The organism is Ramlibacter sp., from assembly GCF_036676645.1.
Lineage (GTDB): Bacteria > Pseudomonadota > Gammaproteobacteria > Burkholderiales > Burkholderiaceae_C > Ramlibacter.
The window spans coordinates 81,005-95,526 of sequence record NZ_JAKFCM010000113.1 but is presented as its reverse complement, the minus strand read 5'-3'; the positions used below and the strand labels follow the sequence as shown (position 1 = coordinate 95,526).

The window sequence follows — 14,522 nt, the reverse complement described above, 5'->3', positions numbered from 1 at the left end:
TTGAAGTTCAGGCTGGTGGTGACCGTGAGCGGCACGATGCCGATCTCGCCCAGGATGGCGACGTACAGCGCCACGTCGGCGGTGGCCATCATGACCGGCCCCGAGACGGTGCCGCCCGGCCGCAGCTCGGCGGGGCCGACCTCGTGGACCACGGTGGCCGACCGCCCGCCCACTTCCACGATCTGCACCCGCGTCTGCGGGAACTCCGTCGCGATGAAATCCGCGATCTCCTGCCTGCCTGGCTTGTTCACTGCGTTGCCCCTCATTCCACCCGTTCGATCGTCACCGGCTTGAAGCCCAGGTCCGCCGCCTTGCCCTTGCGGCCACGCGCGCCCCGGGCATTGTTCAACGACCGGATCTCCAGCGTCTCTTCCCGCTCCTTGCCGCCGCGGCCGACACCCGACAGCCGCACGCTGCGCGTGTAGGCCGCGGCGCCGGCCAGCGCGTCCCTGGCCTCCAGGTCGATCAGCATCAGGCCGCGGCCGCCGTTGGCCTGCGGGCGCAGCTCGCCGATCTCGAAGGTGAGGATGCGACCGCCGGTGGACGCGCAGGCGACGTGCGTCGCGGGCGCGTGCAACCCCGTTGCAGCGGCGCCCGCGGGCGCCGGCACGTTGGCCGGCGAGGGCCTGCACACCGCCTCGCCCTCGCCGCAGCTGATGAAGGACTTGCCGCCGCGCTGGCGCGACGTCATGTTCTCCACCGTGGCCAGGAAGCCGTAGCCTGCGCTGTTGGACAGCAGCAGCCAGGCACCGGCGGCGCCGGCGAAGTAATGCACGAGCTGCGTGCCGGCTTCCAGGTCGATGAAGGTGGTCACCGGCTGGCCGTCGCCGCGGCCCCCCGGCAGCGTGGACACCGGGATCGAATAGATGCGCCCGTTGCCGCCGAAGGCCAGCAGCGTGTCCACGGTGCGGCACTCGAAGGTGCCGTACAGGCCATCCCCCGCCTTGAAGGCAAAGCTGCCCGCCTCGTGGCCGTGGCCGTGGCGGGCGCGCACCCAGCCCTTCTGCGAGACGACCACCGTCACCGGCTCGTCGACCACGCGCACTTCGGCGACGGCGCGCTTCTCGGCCTGGATCAGGGTGCGGCGCGCATCGGCGAACTGCTTGGCGTCCTGCTCGATCTCCCTGACCATCAGCCGGCGCAGCGCGGCCGGGCTGCCCAGGATCTCTTCCAGTTTCTTCTGCTCCTCGCGCAGGCTCTTCAGTTCCTGCTCGATGCGGATCGCCTCCAGCCGGGCCAGTTGCCGCAGGCGGATCTCCAGGATGTCCTCGGCCTGCCGGTCCGAGAGGCGGAAGCGCTCGATCAGCGCCGCCTTGGGCTCGTCGCTGCCGCGGATGATGGCGATCACCTCGTCGATGTTCAGCAGCACCAGCTGCCGCCCTTCGAGGATGTGGATGCGGTCCAGCACCTTGTCCAGCCGGTGCCGCGAGCGGCGCTCGATGGTGCGCTGGCGGAACTGGATCCACTCGGTGAGCATCTGGCGCAGCGGTTTCTGCACCGGCCGGCCGTCCAGCCCGACCGAGGTCAGGTTGATCGGCGCCGAAGTCTCCAGGCTGGTGTGCGCCAGCAGCGTGGTGACCAGCTCGCCCTGGTCGATGCGGCTGGTCTTGGGCTCGAACACCAGGCGCACCGCGGCGTCCTTGCTGGACTCGTCGCGCACCGCGTCCAGCACGGCCAGCACGGCCTGCTTCAGTTGCAGCTGCTCGTGCAGCAGCGCCTTCTTGCCCGACTTCACCTTGGGGTTGGTGAGCTCCTCGATCTCCTCCAGCACGCGCTGCGTGCTGACGCCGGGCGGCAGTTCGTGCACCACCAGCTGCCACTGGCCGCGCGCCAGCTCCTCGATCTTCCAGCGCGCCCGCACCTTCAGCGAGCCGCGGCCGCTGCGGTAGGCCTCGGCGATGTCGCCGGCGCTGCTGATGATCTGGCCGCCGCCGGGGTAGTCGGGGCCGGGCAGCAGGGCGAACAGCTCCTCGTCGGACAGCTTCGCGTTCTTCACCAGCGCCACGCAGGCGTCGGCCACCTCGCGCAGGTTGTGGCTGGGGATCTCGGTGGCCAGGCCGACCGCGATGCCGCTGGCGCCATTGAGCAGCGCGAACGGCAGGCGGGCGGGCAGCTGCAGCGGCTCCTGCGTGCTGCCGTCGTAGTTGGGCGCGAAGTCGACCGTGCCTTCGTCGATCTCCTCCAGCAGCAGGTTGGTGATCCTGGCCAGCCGCGCCTCGGTGTAGCGCATGGCCGCCGCCCCGTCGCCGTCGCGGCTGCCGAAGTTGCCCTGGCCGTCGATCAGCGGGTAGCGCTGGCTGAAGTCCTGCGCCATGCGCACCAGCGCGTCGTAGGCCGCCTGGTCGCCGTGCGGGTGGAAGCGGCCCAGCACGTCGCCGACAACCCGGGCGCTCTTGACCGGCTTGGCGCCGGCGCCGCCGCCGAAGCCCAGGCCCATGCGCCACATCGAATACAGGATGCGGCGCTGCACCGGCTTCTGGCCGTCGCTCACGTCCGGCAGCGCGCGGCCCTTGACCACGCTGAGGGCGTATTCCAGGTAGGCACGCTGGGCGTAGCTGGCCAGGTCGATCTGGTCGTCGCTGCCGCCGTCATCCAGGGAAATCAGTTGTTCTTGGTCGCTCATCGGTCAGGTCCAGGGCGTGCCCGGCCGCCAGGGCGCCGGGCGCGCGGGGTTGGCTTCAATCGGTGCCGGCGGACGCCAGCCCCGGCGGGCGCGCCGCCAGCGAAGGCGGCAGGTTGCCGCGGCCGGCAGCGCCGCCCGGCGGGCCGGCCAGTTCGACGCGCACACGGCGCGGGACGCTCCGGCCGGCCGCCACCGCTGCCGGCGGCTTCAGCATGGCGTACAGCTGCATCACCGTCTGCACGTACTGGCGGGTCTCGCGGTAGTCGGGGATCCGGTTGCCCGCGCGCTGCACGGCCCCCTCGCCCGCGTTGTACGCGGCCAGCGCCAGCTCCAGCCGGCCGGGGAACAGGTCGAGCAGGTGGCGCAGGTAGCGGGCGCCGGCGCGGATGTTGGTGCGCGGGTCGGCCAACTTCTTCTCCACACTCTGCTGGCGGTCGGCGCTGACGCCGTAGCGCTGCGCGGTGGATGGCAGCACCTGCATCAGGCCCACTGCGCCCCTGGGCGAGACCGCGGCGGAGTCGAAGCCCGACTCGGTGGCGACCAGGGCCTTGAGCAGTTCGACATCGATGCCGTGGACCCGGGAGGCTTCGCGCAGGTGGTGCTGGACCTGCTTGTAGCCGGGCGAGACTTCGAAGAAGGCGAACAGCCGCGAGGCGCTGCCGGAGGGCACCGCCACCGGGCGCGGCGTCGGCCGGCGGGCGGCCACGCCCTCGGCCGTATCGAAGCTCTCGCCGCCGCGGAAGAACAGTTCGTAGCGATCGTCCAGCCGCTCGGGGGCGAAGTGCGCGACGCCCCGGGTGTCGACGTAGCCCCAGACGTCGGCCCGGGCCGGCGCGAGCGTGAAGGCCAGCGCAAGAAAGACCGCTGCCGCCAGCCCGGCCCCAGGTGTCATCCCGGGGAAAGCCGGGATCCATCTCCAGGTGCCAGCACCCCCGGGCACGTCGCACGGAAATCCCAGCCCCCTGCGCAACGACGACCTGAGCCTCATGCCGTCGACTCCAGCCCCTGGGCGCGCCGCGCTGCGAACTCGGCCTGCAGCATGGACATCACCACCAGCGAATCGAAGCCGTCGGCTCCGCGCACGCACTCGCGCAGCGTGCCTTCGGCCACGAAACCCTCGCTTTCGTACACGCCGCGCGCCCGCGCATTGTGCGTTCGCACGTCCAGCCAGAAGCGGTGCGCACCCAGGTCGTCGAAGGCCACCCTCTTGGCCACCCGCAGCGCCGCCCGGCCGTAGCCCGCGCCCTTGTCCTGCACCACCATGCGCTTGAGTTCCAGCGACTGGTTCGGGCTCTTGCAGCCGATCAGGATCAGGAACCCGACCGAGACCAGCCCGTCCCCGCCTTCGATGATGAAGTGCCGGAAATCCGGAAAGCGGATCGCCGCCTCGTGCTGGGTGCGTTCCCAGGGCGTGATGTACGGCAGGTTGGCGGGGTCGCGCTCGACCGAGAGCACGTACGCCAGGTCGCTCTGCATGGTCGGGCGCAGCCGCACGCGCGCCGGCGAGCGCGGCGAAGGCGATTCGGCGGCCGGCAGCATCGTCGTCATCCGTCCGGGTCAGACGTCGACTTCCACGGCGTCGCCGTGCAGTTCCATCAGCTCGCGCCGGGCCGCCGCCTCGCCCTTGCCCATCAGCTTGGTGATCAGGCCCTCGGTACCGGCGAAATCCAGCTTGCCCAGCTGCACCGGCAGCAGCCGGCGCGTGTCGGGGTTGAGCGTGGTCTCCCACAGCTGCTCGGCACTCATCTCCCCCAGTCCCTTGAAGCGGCTGATGGTCCAGCCGCCTTCCCTGACCCCCTCCTTGCGCAGCTTGTCGAGGATGCGGGTCAGCTCGCCCTCGTCGAGCGCGTATTCCTTGCCGGCCGGCTTCCTGCCGCGCGCCGGCACGTCCACCCGGAACAGGGGCGGCCGTGCCACGTACACGTGGCCGGCTTCGATCAGCTTGGGGAAGTGCCGGAAGAACAGCGTCAGCAGCAGCACCTGGATGTGCGAGCCGTCGACGTCGGCGTCGGACAGGATGCAGACCTTGCCGTAGCGCAGGCCGGACAGGTCGGGTTCATCGCTGGGGCCGTGCGGGTCGACCCCGATCGCCACCGCGATGTCGTGGATCTCGGTGTTGGCGAACAGGCGGTCGCGCTCGACCTCCCAGGTGTTGAGCACCTTGCCGCGCAGCGGCAGGATGGCCTGCGACTCCTTGTCGCGGCCCATCTTGGCGCTGCCGCCGGCCGAATCGCCCTCCACCAGGAACACCTCGTTGTGCGAGATGTCGCGGCTCTCGCAGTCGGTCAGCTTGCCGGGCAGCACGGCCACGCCGGAGCCCTTGCGCTTTTCCACCTTCTGGCCGGCCTTCTGCCGGGTCTGCGCCGCCCTGATCGCCAGCTCGGCCAGCTTGCGGCCGTACTCCACGTGCTGGTTGAGCCACAGCTCCAGGGCCGGCCGCACGAAGCTGGAGACCAGCCGCACCGCGTCGCGCGAATTGAGCCGTTCCTTGATCTGGCCCTGGAACTGCGGGTCCAGCACCTTGGCCGACAGCACGTAGCTGGCGCGGGCGAACACGTCCTCGGGCAGCAGCTTGACGCCCTTGGGCAGCAGCGAGTGCAGTTCGATGAAGCCCTTGACGGCGTTGAACAGGCCGTCGCGCAGGCCGCTCTCGTGGGTGCCGCCGGCGCTGGTGGGGATCAGGTTGACGTAGCTCTCGCGCACCGGGTGGCCTTCGTCGGTGAAGGCCACGCACCAGGCCGCGCCCTCGCCCTCGGCGAAGGTCTCGCTGTTGTCGGCGAAGCCCTCGCCCTCGAACAGCGGGATCACCGGGTCGGCCGGCAGGGTCTGCAGCAGGTAGTCGCGCAGGCCGCCCTTGTACTGCCAGCTCTGGCTCTCGCGCGTCTTCTCGTTGACCAGGTAGACGGCCACGCCGGGCATCAGCACCGCCTTGCTGCGCAGCAGGTGCTGCAACTCGGCCATGGGCAGCTGGCTCGACTCGAAGTACTTGCCTTCCGGCCAGACGCGCACCGTGGTGCCCTGCCGCCGCTCGCCCTCGGCCAGCTTGCGCACCTGTAGGTCCTCGACCACGTCGCCGCCGGAGAACACGATGGTGGCGACCTGGCCTTCGCGGTGGCTGGTGACTTCCATGCGCCTGGCCAGCGCGTTGGTCACCGACACGCCGACGCCGTGCAGGCCGCCGGAGAAGCTGTAGGCGCCGCCCTTGCCCTTGTCGAACTTGCCGCCCGCGTGCAGCCGGGTGAACACCAGTTCGATCACCGGCGCCTGTTCCTCCGGGTGCAGCCCGAAGGGGATCCCGCGGCCGTCGTCCTCGATGCTGACCGAGGCGTCGGCGTGCAGCGTGACCTTGATGCGCCTGCCATGGCCGGCCAGGGCCTCGTCGGCGGCGTTGTCCAGCACTTCCTGGACGACGTGCAGCGGGTTGTCGGTGCGGGTGTACATGCCCGGCCGCTGCTTGACCGGCTCCAGGCCCTTGAGGACGCGGATGGAGCCTTCGGAATAGTCGGTGGCGAGGGAGGAACGCGTGGCCATGGGAGGCGGATTGTAGTCGGGCACCCCTTCGGGGCTGTATGGATCCACAGCTGCGGGCAGCATCGATGCCCGCCACGCATCAATCCCGGGCCGCGATTTCATGGGGGTTGTCAGGGCGGCGACGGTCGCCCGCCGGGCCGATTCGCTACATTCGAGCGATGGTTTTTTCGCCCGCCCGCCTCTCCATGCGCCAGGTCGTGCTGTGCGGCGCCATGGTCGTCACGCTGTCCATGGGCATCCGCCACGGCTTCGGCCTGTGGCTGCAGCCGATCACCCAGGCCCAGGGCTGGACACGCGAGACCTTCGCCTTCGCGCTGGCGGTGCAGAACCTGGCCTGGGGCGTGTTCGGCGTGTTCGCCGGCATGCTGGCCGACCGCTTCGGCGCCTTCCGGGTGCTGGCCGGCGGCGCCGTGCTGTATGCGCTGGGGCTGGTGGGGATGGCGCTGTCCCCGAACGCGTTCCTGTTCGCCCTCACGGCCGGCGTGCTGATCGGCGCGGCGCAGGCGGCCACCACCTATGCCGTGGTGTACGGGATCATCGGCCGGCAGATCGACCCGTCCAAGCGGTCCTGGGCCATGGGCGTGGCGGCGGCCGCCGGCTCCTTCGGCCAGTTCCTGATGGTGCCGGTGGAGGGCTTCCTGATCAGCGGGCTGGGCTGGCAGCAGGCGCTGCTGGTGCTGGCGGCGCTGGTGCTGCTGATCGGCCCGTTCGCCTGGGGCCTGCGCGAGCCCGGCTTCCAGTCGGGCCAGCCGGCGCCGCGCGAGCAGACCATCGTGCAGGCGCTGCGCGAGGCCTTCCGGTACCCCAGCTTCCAGTTGCTGATGGCCGGCTACTTCGTCTGCGGCTTCCAGGTGGTGTTCATCGGCGTGCACATGCCCAGCTACCTGAAGGACGAGGGCCTGTCGCCGCAGGTGGCCAGCTACGCGCTGGCGCTGATCGGGCTGTTCAACGTGTTCGGCACCTACGCCGTCGGCGTGCTGGGGCAGAAGTTCGCGCGCCGCAAGATCCTGGCGGCGATCTACTTCGGCCGCTCGGTGGCCATCGTGGCCTTCCTGTGGGCGCCGCTGACGCCGGCGTCGGTGTACCTGTTCTCGGCGGTCATCGGCCTGCTGTGGCTGTCCACCGTGCCGCCCACCAATGCCACGCTGGCGCAGATCTTCGGCGTGGCCCACCTGTCGATGCTGAGCGGCTTCGTGTTCTTCAGCCACCAGATCGGCTCCTTCATGGGGGTCTGGCTGGGCGGCCTGCTGTACGACCGCACCGGCAGCTACGACATCGTCTGGTGGCTGGCGATCGCGCTGGGCGTGTTCGCGGCACTCGTCAACCTGCCCGTGCGCGAGGCGCCGATCCGCCGCGCCCCGCTGGCGCAGCCCGCATGAGCAGGGTCGGCCGCACCCGCAAGCTGCTGGCCTGGGGCGCCGCCGTGGCCCTGCTGGCGGCGGTGTTCGCGCTGTACGCCCAGCCGCAGGTGACGGTGATGCTGACCGAACAGATCTGGGCCTGCTTCGGCGCCTGAGGATGGGCGCCATGCACGGCCTGCAGCCGCCTTCCGACTGGGTCTGCCGCTGGAGCCACCTGGTCCCGGCCGGCGGCACCGTGCTCGACGTGGCCTGCGGCGCCGGCCGCCACATGCGCTGGTTCGCGCGCCTCGGCCATGTCGTGACCGGCGTCGACCGCGACCCAGGCGCGCTGGCCTTCGCCTCGGCCGCCGGCCGCACGGTCCAGGCCGACATCGAGAACGGCCCCTGGCCGTTCGCGGGTGAAACCTTCGACGCGCTGGTCGTCACCAACTACCTGTGGCGGCCGTTGTGGCCGGCCCTGCTGGGCAGCCTGGCGCCGGGCGGCGTGCTGCTCTACGAGACCTTTGCCGAAGGCAACGAGACCGTGGGCAAGCCCTCGCGGCCGGACTTCCTGCTGCGCCATGGCGAGCTGCTGGAACTGTGCCGCGGCCTGCGGATCGTGGCCTACGAGGACGGTTACCTGGACGATCCGCCGCGCTTCGTCCAGCGCGCCGCAGCGGTGCGGATGGGTCCTGCCGACGGAAGGGCTCGCTACCGCCTCCAGATAGAATCCGCCATTCCCGAGCGAACCCGACAATGACCTCCATCACTGGCAGCATCGTGGCCCTGGCGACCCCGATGCAGGACGACGGCAGCGTGGACTATCCCACCCTGCGCAAGCTGATCGACTGGCACATCGCCGAGGGCACCGACTGCATCGGCGTGGTCGGCACCACCGGCGAGTCGCCCACGGTCAACGTGCAGGAGCACCAGGAGATCATCCGCGTCTCGGTCGAGCAGGCGAAAGGGCGGGTGCCCGTCATGGCCGGCTGCGGCGCCAACTCCACCGCCGAGGCGATCGAGCTGGCGAAGTTCGCGAAGAAGGTCGGCGCCGACTGCCAGCTGCAGGTGGTGCCCTACTACAACAAGCCCACCCAGGAAGGCCAGTACCGGCACTTCAAGGCCATCGCCGAGGCGGTGGGCGACCTGCCGATGGTGCTGTACAACGTGCCCGGACGCACGGTCGCGGACATGCAGCACGACACCGTGCTGCGGCTCGCGCAGGTGCCCGGCATCGTCGGCATCAAGGAAGCCACCGGCAACATCGAGCGCGCCCAGTGGCTGCTGCGCGACCGTCCGGCCGGGTTCTCCGTGTATTCCGGCGACGACCCGACCGCGGTCGCACTGATGCTCTGCGGCGGCGACGGCAACATCAGCGTCACCGCCAACGTGGCGCCGCGCCTCATGCACGAGCTGTGCATGGCGGCCGTGAAGGGCCAGGCGCGCCAGGCCATGGAGATCCAGAACCGCCTGCTGCCGCTGCACAGGCAGCTGTTCGTGGAAGCCAATCCGATCCCGCTGAAGTGGGCCATGGCGCGCATGGGCCTGTGCGGCCCGGCGCTGCGCCTGCCGATGACGCCGCTGGCGCCTGCCTACCACGCGCAGGTGGAGGCTGCGCTGCGCTCCGCCGGCGTGCTGGCCTGAACCCGAGAGAAGGAAAGACGTGAAGCGATTTGCAAAGCTGGGCGTGCTGGCCGCCTGCGCCGCGCTGGCGGCTTGCTCGGTCCTGGAGAACGACCGGATCGACTACAAGTCGGCCAGCAAGGGGCCGACGCTGGAAGTCCCGCCGGACCTGACCCAGCTGGCCCGCGACTCGCGCTACCAGGTACCGGGCGGCCCCGTCACGGCCAGTTCCTACCAGGTCGGACAGGCGGCCTCCGGCGTTCCCACGGCCGCCAACACCGTGGGCGACGTGCGCATCGAGCGGGCCGGCGACAAGCGCTGGCTGGTCGTCAACCGTCCGGCCGACCAGCTGTGGGGGCCCGTGCGCGATTTCTGGCAGGAGAACGGCTTCCTGCTCTCCATGGACCAGCCCAACCTGGGCATCATGGAGACCGACTGGGCCGAGAACCGCGCCAAGATCCCGCAGGACATCATCCGCAGCACCCTGGGCAAGCTGATCGACTCGGTCTACTCGACCGCCGAGCGCGACCGCTTCCGCACCCGCTTCGAGCGCGCCCCCAACGGCGGCACCGAGATCTACGTCAGCCACCGCGGCATGATCGAGGTCTACAGCAACACCCAGAAGGACCAGACGGTGTGGCAGCCGCGCCCGTCCGACCCGGAACTCGAGACCGAATTCCTGCGCCGGCTGATGGTGGAGCTGGGCGTGTCGCAGGAGCAGTCCAAGGCGCTGGTCGCGGCCGGCTCGGACAAGCCCATCGCGCGCGTGGCCACCGTCGACGACACGCCGGTCGTGCAGATCGACGAAGGCTTCGACCGCGCGTGGCGCCGCGTGGGCCTTGCGCTGGACCGCACCGGCTTCACGGTCGAGGACCGCGATCGCAGCCAGGGCACCTACTTCGTGCGCTACGTGGCGCCCAACGCCGACCGCAAGGAGCCGGGCTTCTTCGGCAAGCTGCTGAATTTCGGGCGCAGCGAGCAGGCCGAGGCGCCGCTGAAGTACCGCATCGCCGTGCGCAGCCAGGGCGACTCCACCACCGTCTCGGTGCTCGACGACAAGGGCGCGCCCGCGGCTTCGGCCAATGCGCAGCGGATCGTCCAGGTCATCGCGGACGACCTGAAGTGACGGGGGATGACGAGTGACTTCGGCCACGGGGTCGCTCGGGCCGCGCGGCGGCGAGGGCGTGCGGGGAACGCGTCGTTCGCCATCGCGGTAGCCGCGGGCCGGGCATGATCCGCTTCAAGAGCCTGGGCAGCGGCAGCTCGGGCAACGCCACGATCGTCCAGGCGCGCAGCGGCAGCGCCACCACCCACCTGCTGGTCGACTGCGGCCTGGGGATAAGGACGCTGGACAAGCGCCTGGGGCAGGCCGGCCTGCTGGCCGAACAGGTCGATGCCATCTTCATCACCCACGAGCACGCCGACCACATCGGCTGCGCGCGAACGCTGGCGCTGCGCGAACGCATCCCGGTGTGGATGTCCGAGGGCACGTGGCTGGGGCTGGGCCAGCCGGACTTCGACGGACTGCTGCGCGTGGCCGGCGACGGCGTGGACATCGAGCTGGGCGAATTGCGGTTGCGCCCGTTCACGGTGCCGCACGACGCGCGCGAGCCGCTGCAGCTGACCTGCACCGACGGCGCTGCGCGGCTGGGCATCCTGACCGACCTCGGGCATGCCACGCCGCACATCATCGGCCAGCTGGCCGGCTGCGACACCCTGCTGCTGGAGTGCAACCACGACCCGCAGCTGCTGCAAAGCGGGCCCTACCCCTTCTTCCTGAAGAAGCGCGTGGGCGGCGACTGGGGCCACCTGGCCAACGGCGACGCCGCCGCCATCGCGCAGGCGCTGCTCGGGCATGGCCTCAGGCAGGTGGTGGCCGCGCACCTGAGCGAGCAGAACAACCGCCCCGACCTGGCGCGCGCCGCCCTCGCTGCGACACTGGGGACGGCGGTCGAGGTACACGTCGCCGACGGCCCCAGCGGCAGCGGCTGGCTGGCGGCCTGAGGATCGTGTCGTTGCGGCCTCGAGCCGCGATCGAATCGTCGGTCGACCGGACACGCACGCCGCAGGCGGCGGCAGACGGTTCCGGCCTTCGCCGGGACGACAAGAAGCACAAAAGCCGCCCGAAGGCGGCTTTTGCAGGGGGCGCGCAGCGCTTACTTGCTGGCGGCGGACGCAGCCGGCGCAGCGGCGGGAGCCGCAGCGGTATCGGAAGCAGCCGGAGCAGCGGCCGGGGCGGCGCCAGCCTCGGAGGCGGCCGGTGCGGCAGCCGGAGCGGCGGCCGGCGCCGGCGCGGGTGCAGGAGCGGGAGCAGCGGCAGGCGCGGGAGCCGGCGCAGGAGCGGGCTCTTCGGTCTTGCCGCAGGCGGTCAGGGCGACGGCGGCCACCAGCGACGCCAGGACGAGCGAGTTCTTCATTGGGAGGATCCTTTGGGTTTTCGAATTTCCGGAAACTGCGGCGCTACCCCGATGGCGCGCTGCATGAGCAGCGGCAACTCGAGCTGCGTCTGCTCAACAAAAAATTATAGGTTCAAACCCTGTTTCACGCGTGTGACCCTGATGGCAACAGGCGTCACAGGCCCAGCGTCGTCGCCGGAAATGCCGGCGAACTTTTCTGCAGCCACTCGCCCAGCAGTTCGCGCAGCGCGAGCCGCCGCGCCGGCTCGCTGCCGCTGACGCCGATGCAGCGCTGCGGGTCCATGCGCTGCATCACCCAGCCGGGACTCCAGACCAGGCTGGGGACTTCCAGCTCGTCGGCCGAGGGACAGGCCCGTGCCTCGACGATGTGCGACCAGGCCTGCCGCCAGCTCACGAAGCGGGCGTGCCGCCGGGGCAGCTCGTCGTAGCGGCGCGCCAGCAGCACGCAGCGGCGCCCGCCCGCCGACCAGGCGTGCAGCGACTCGGCCACCGCGCGTTCGCCCAGCGGCCAGTCGGCGAAGGACGGATCGGCCAGGACCACCTCGCGCCAGCCCTCGCGCGCGGCGCAGGCCAGCGCATCGCGCACGAGTTGCGCGAACGCCTGCCGCCCTTCGAAGCGGCCCTGCGGCAGCGCCGCCGCGCTCATGCCGGCTCCTCGTGCGCCCAGCCGGCTTCGCACCAGGCCGCCAGCAGCTGCAGGGCCTCCTCGCTGGCGCGCGACAGCTCGGCGCCGTCCAGCCGGCGCTCGTCGGCCAGCCGGCGCATCAGCCGCGCGTCCGGTCCCGAGGCATGCCAGCTCTCGCCGTTGATGAACAGGTGGCGGCCGTCGTAGAGCATGCGGGTGCGGCGGTCCAGCCGCACCGAACGGCGGGCCCCCGGTGCCGCCCCCGGCTCGAACCAGACGTCGGGCTTGGGCTCGCTCAGGTACTCGCCGAGTGCGCGCGGCAACGCCTGCGGGTCCTTCAGCGCGGCGCGCAGGGCTTCCTGCGCGAAGCGCCGCAGCTCGGGCGGAATCTCGCCGGGCGCGCGCACGGCGCTCTGGCCGGGGTCGCGGTACAGCGCCTCGCCCGCATCGCCGGCGTCCTCGTCGGCCAGGCGCAGCAGCAGCTCGCGCGCCAGCTCGGACCGCTGCGGCGCGCGAAAGCCGATCGAGTACGTCTGGCACTCCCCCTCGGCAATGCCGTCGTGCGCATGGCGGGGTGGCAGGTACAGCATGTCGCCCGGCTCCAGCACGTGCTCCTCCTGCGGCTCGAAGCCGGCCAGGATCTTCAGCGGCACGCCCTCCTGCAGCGAGAGGTCCTCCTGCCGGCCGATGCGCCAGCGGCGCCGACCCTGCGCCTGCAGCAGGAACACGTCGTAGCTGTCGAAGTGCGGGCCGACGCCGCCGCCGTGCGTCGCATAGCTGATCATCAGGTCATCGAGCCGTGCCTGCGGCACGAAGCGGAAGCGCTGCAGCAGCTCGTGCGCGGTGTCCAGGTGCAGGTCCACGCCCTGGACGAGCAGGGTCCAGCCGGCGCGCGACAGCGGCGGCAGGACGCGCCGCGCGAACGGACCGCGGCGCAGCGTCCACTGCCCGCCCGCCTGCTGCTCGACCACGCGCGACTCCACCTCCTCGCGCGCGGCCAGCGCGAACAGACCGGCGCGTCCCAGCAGGGGCCGGAACCCGGGGATGGCACCGCGCACCAGCAGCGGCTTGCGCTGCCAGTGGCGCTTCATGAACTGGCGCGGCGACAGGCCGCCGAGCAGCGGCGAGGGCAGGTGGACGTCCATCGAGGGCGGGGGAACTGCGAGAATTCTCGCCTATGCAAGTCACCCCGCAATGCGTCGTCGCCCTGACCTGGACGCTCAAGGACACCCTGGGCGAGGAGCTGGACGTGCTGTCCGATCCGGTGGAGTTCCTGGTGGGCGGCGACGACCTGCTCGCCCGCATCGAAGAGGCGCTGCAAGGCCACGAACCCGGCGCCCGGCTCGACCTGCACCTGGAGCCGGAAGATGCGTTCGGCGACTACGACGACCAGCTGGTGTTCCTGGAGCCGCGCGCCCTGTTCCCCGCGGAACTGGAAGAAGGGATGACCTTCGAGGGACTGCCCCGGGGCGCCAGCCCGCAAGCGCCGGCCGATCGCCTGTACACCGTCACCGAGATCTATCCCGACCACGTGGTGGTGGATGGCAACCACCCCCTGGCCGGCATCGCGCTGCGCCTGCACCTGAAGGTGGAAGGCGTGCGCGAGGCCACCGAGGAGGAGATCGGGCGCGGTTCGGCCGGTACGGGGTTCTTCCGCGTGGAGCGCAGCGATCAGGAGCGGTAGATCACCCCGTTCTCGACCCGCACGCGGTCGCCCACGCGCAGGTCGCCCAGCGCGCCGACCTCGTAGGTGCGCCACTGGCCCTGGTCGGTCTGCACGGTGACGCGATAGGCCGGGCCCGCCGCGCCGGCGGCCGCGGTGCTCTCCTGCCGCTGGCCCATGCGGTTGCCGATGGCCGCCCCGGCCGCGCCACCCAGCACGGTGGCCGCGCTGCGGTTGTCGCCTTCGTTGATGTGCTTGCCGGCGATGTTGCCGACCACCGCCCCGATGATGCCGCCCACCACCGCATTGCGCACGCCGGGGTTGGTGGCGCTGGTGGCCCCCATCTGCACGGTCTGGATGTCGGTCACGCGGCCGGTTTCCACGCCTTGCGGTACCGTCTGCGCGGTGGTGGCGCTGGGATAGGTGGTGCCGGGCGCCGTGCTCACGCTCGGGTAGACCGGCGTGCTGGGATAGGTGGCGACGGGCTGGGTGGGGTTGCTGCCGCAAGCGGCGAGGCCGGCCGCGACGACGGTGGCGCCGGCGAGGGTGAAGATGCGATTGCGCATGGAACTCTCCTGGGAAATGCAGACAACGGCGCAGCCAGGGCGCGCCCCGTGCTTTTCATTACAGGCATTCCGGCGCCGGCCGTGCCACCGCCATTGCCGCGCATGGTTGTAGGAGACCGCGGGAGAGGCTGTAG

15 protein-coding genes and 1 pseudogene are annotated in these 14,522 nt (G+C 71.1%); 7 read left to right on the top strand and 9 right to left on the bottom strand.

Going from position 1 to position 14,522, the window contains the following annotated elements; translation table 11 throughout:
* From V6M57_RS18165 to V6M57_RS18145, 5 genes and pseudogenes are all read right to left on the bottom strand, one after another.
* Nucleotides 1-251: pseudogene (locus tag V6M57_RS18165) on the bottom strand (PaaI family thioesterase); the annotation flags it as partial.
* Nucleotides 252-262: 11 nt separating this feature from the next.
* On the bottom strand, nt 263-2,623 hold the full coding sequence (gene parC, locus V6M57_RS18160; protein WP_332816406.1) for a DNA topoisomerase IV subunit A: 2,361 nt from the start codon (nt 2,621-2,623) through the stop codon (nt 263-265).
* A gap of 55 nt (nt 2,624-2,678) precedes the next feature.
* Complete coding sequence (locus tag V6M57_RS18155) at nt 2,679-3,515, bottom strand: lytic transglycosylase domain-containing protein (RefSeq protein WP_332816405.1); 837 nt, start codon at nt 3,513-3,515, stop codon at nt 2,679-2,681.
* 92 nt (nt 3,516-3,607) lie between these two features.
* A complete protein-coding gene (locus tag V6M57_RS18150) occupies nt 3,608-4,171 on the bottom strand; it encodes a GNAT family N-acetyltransferase (RefSeq protein ID WP_332816404.1) in 564 nt (187 codons plus the stop codon).
* Nucleotides 4,172-4,180: 9 nt separating this feature from the next.
* Nucleotides 4,181-6,154, bottom strand: a complete 1,974-nt coding sequence (locus V6M57_RS18145; RefSeq protein ID WP_332816403.1) for a DNA topoisomerase IV subunit B — start codon at nt 6,152-6,154, stop codon at nt 4,181-4,183.
* A 158-nt stretch (nt 6,155-6,312) separates the two neighbouring features.
* Here V6M57_RS18145 and V6M57_RS18140 point away from each other — a divergent pair, with 158 nt between their 5' ends.
* The 6 genes from V6M57_RS18140 (at nt 6,313) to V6M57_RS18115 (ending at nt 11,121) form a co-directional block, all read left to right on the top strand.
* Nucleotides 6,313-7,533 (top strand): MFS transporter, encoded by a 1,221-nt coding sequence (locus V6M57_RS18140; RefSeq protein ID WP_332816402.1) that lies wholly within the window; start codon nt 6,313-6,315, stop codon nt 7,531-7,533.
* Nucleotides 7,530-7,670, top strand: coding sequence for a hypothetical protein (locus V6M57_RS18135; RefSeq protein WP_332816401.1), 141 nt, complete (start codon nt 7,530-7,532; stop codon nt 7,668-7,670). Before V6M57_RS18140 ends, V6M57_RS18135 begins: the two co-directional genes overlap by 4 nt.
* A gap of 11 nt (nt 7,671-7,681) precedes the next feature.
* A complete protein-coding gene (locus V6M57_RS18130; RefSeq protein ID WP_332816400.1) occupies nt 7,682-8,254 on the top strand; it encodes a class I SAM-dependent methyltransferase in 573 nt (190 codons plus the stop codon).
* Nucleotides 8,251-9,138 (top strand): 4-hydroxy-tetrahydrodipicolinate synthase, encoded by an 888-nt coding sequence (gene dapA, locus V6M57_RS18125; RefSeq protein WP_332816399.1) that lies wholly within the window; start codon nt 8,251-8,253, stop codon nt 9,136-9,138. The genes V6M57_RS18130 and dapA overlap by 4 nt, the downstream gene beginning before the upstream one ends.
* Nucleotides 9,139-9,157: 19 nt before the next feature.
* A complete protein-coding gene (gene bamC / locus V6M57_RS18120; protein ID WP_332816398.1) occupies nt 9,158-10,243 on the top strand; it encodes an outer membrane protein assembly factor BamC in 1,086 nt (361 codons plus the stop codon).
* A gap of 104 nt (nt 10,244-10,347) precedes the next feature.
* Nucleotides 10,348-11,121: an MBL fold metallo-hydrolase gene (locus V6M57_RS18115; protein ID WP_332816397.1), complete on the top strand. Its 774-nt coding sequence runs from the start codon at nt 10,348-10,350 to the stop codon at nt 11,119-11,121.
* A 152-nt stretch (nt 11,122-11,273) separates the two neighbouring features.
* On the opposite strand, the gene V6M57_RS18110 is transcribed toward V6M57_RS18115, so the two are convergent.
* The 3 genes from V6M57_RS18110 to V6M57_RS18100 all read right to left on the bottom strand — a co-directional run bounded on the left by V6M57_RS18110 (nt 11,274) and on the right by V6M57_RS18100 (nt 13,304).
* Nucleotides 11,274-11,534, bottom strand: a complete 261-nt coding sequence (locus V6M57_RS18110; protein ID WP_332816396.1) for a hypothetical protein — start codon at nt 11,532-11,534, stop codon at nt 11,274-11,276.
* A 154-nt stretch (nt 11,535-11,688) separates the two neighbouring features.
* Nucleotides 11,689-12,180, bottom strand: coding sequence for a hypothetical protein (locus tag V6M57_RS18105; RefSeq protein WP_332816395.1), 492 nt, complete (start codon nt 12,178-12,180; stop codon nt 11,689-11,691).
* Nucleotides 12,177-13,304, bottom strand: coding sequence for a JmjC domain-containing protein (locus V6M57_RS18100; protein WP_332816394.1), 1,128 nt, complete (start codon nt 13,302-13,304; stop codon nt 12,177-12,179). The genes V6M57_RS18105 and V6M57_RS18100 overlap by 4 nt, the downstream gene beginning before the upstream one ends.
* Nucleotides 13,305-13,336: 32 nt before the next feature.
* Between V6M57_RS18100 and V6M57_RS18095 the strand changes: the two genes are divergently transcribed.
* On the top strand, nt 13,337-13,843 hold the full coding sequence (locus tag V6M57_RS18095; protein WP_332816393.1) for an FKBP-type peptidyl-prolyl cis-trans isomerase: 507 nt from the start codon (nt 13,337-13,339) through the stop codon (nt 13,841-13,843).
* Here the strand turns inward: V6M57_RS18095 and V6M57_RS18090 are convergent.
* Entirely contained in the window at nt 13,831-14,388 is a 558-nt protein-coding gene (locus tag V6M57_RS18090; RefSeq protein ID WP_332816392.1) for a glycine zipper 2TM domain-containing protein, read from the bottom strand. The genes V6M57_RS18095 and V6M57_RS18090 overlap by 13 nt on opposite strands.
* Nucleotides 14,389-14,522 lie beyond the last annotated feature (134 nt).

What these genes read in the sequence shown, in the direction of transcription:
- V6M57_RS18090 (WP_332816392.1), bottom strand. Translation starts at nt 14,388, where the DNA reads ATGCGCAATCGCATCTTCACCCTCGCCGGCGCCACCGTCGTCGCGGCC.
- V6M57_RS18135 (WP_332816401.1), top strand. Translation starts at nt 7,530, where the DNA reads ATGAGCAGGGTCGGCCGCACCCGCAAGCTGCTGGCCTGGGGCGCCGCC.
- V6M57_RS18150 (WP_332816404.1), bottom strand. Translation starts at nt 4,171, where the DNA reads ATGACGACGATGCTGCCGGCCGCCGAATCGCCTTCGCCGCGCTCGCCG.
- V6M57_RS18095 (WP_332816393.1), top strand. Translation starts at nt 13,337, where the DNA reads ATGCAAGTCACCCCGCAATGCGTCGTCGCCCTGACCTGGACGCTCAAG.
- V6M57_RS18115 (WP_332816397.1), top strand. Translation starts at nt 10,348, where the DNA reads ATGATCCGCTTCAAGAGCCTGGGCAGCGGCAGCTCGGGCAACGCCACG.
- dapA (WP_332816399.1), top strand. Translation starts at nt 8,251, where the DNA reads ATGACCTCCATCACTGGCAGCATCGTGGCCCTGGCGACCCCGATGCAG.
- V6M57_RS18140 (WP_332816402.1), top strand. Translation starts at nt 6,313, where the DNA reads ATGGTTTTTTCGCCCGCCCGCCTCTCCATGCGCCAGGTCGTGCTGTGC.
- V6M57_RS18155 (WP_332816405.1), bottom strand. Translation starts at nt 3,515, where the DNA reads ATGACACCTGGGGCCGGGCTGGCGGCAGCGGTCTTTCTTGCGCTGGCC.
- V6M57_RS18110 (WP_332816396.1), bottom strand. Translation starts at nt 11,534, where the DNA reads ATGAAGAACTCGCTCGTCCTGGCGTCGCTGGTGGCCGCCGTCGCCCTG.
- V6M57_RS18105 (WP_332816395.1), bottom strand. Translation starts at nt 12,180, where the DNA reads ATGAGCGCGGCGGCGCTGCCGCAGGGCCGCTTCGAAGGGCGGCAGGCG.
- V6M57_RS18130 (WP_332816400.1), top strand. Translation starts at nt 7,682, where the DNA reads ATGCACGGCCTGCAGCCGCCTTCCGACTGGGTCTGCCGCTGGAGCCAC.
- V6M57_RS18100 (WP_332816394.1), bottom strand. Translation starts at nt 13,304, where the DNA reads ATGGACGTCCACCTGCCCTCGCCGCTGCTCGGCGGCCTGTCGCCGCGC.
- parC (WP_332816406.1), bottom strand. Translation starts at nt 2,623, where the DNA reads ATGAGCGACCAAGAACAACTGATTTCCCTGGATGACGGCGGCAGCGAC.
- V6M57_RS18145 (WP_332816403.1), bottom strand. Translation starts at nt 6,154, where the DNA reads ATGGCCACGCGTTCCTCCCTCGCCACCGACTATTCCGAAGGCTCCATC.